The organism is Bacillus sp. X1(2014), assembly GCF_007678255.1.
Genome location: NZ_VEED01000099.1, coordinates 1 through 206, shown reverse-complemented (window position 1 = coordinate 206; position 206 = coordinate 1). Strand labels below are relative to the sequence as shown.

Genomic DNA, 206 nt, shown 5'->3' with positions numbered 1-206 from the left:
TCAGGTTGATAGGTCAGAGGTGGAAGCGTGGTAACATGTGGAGCTGACTGATACTAATCGTTCGAGGACTTAACCATATGATTTATATGATGATTGTCAATTATCTAGTTTTGAGGGAATAAAACCTCATATAGTCTGGCAGCAATGGCGAGAAGGTCACACCCGTTCCCATACCGAACACGGAAGTTAAGCTTCTCAGCGCCGAT

The 206-nt window shown here is 44.2% G+C and carries 1 rRNA gene; it reads left to right on the top strand.

Annotated features, from left to right (window positions below):
• Positions 1–134 precede the first annotated feature (134 nt).
• Positions 135–206 (top strand): 5S ribosomal RNA (gene rrf / locus FS608_RS29965); the annotation flags it as partial.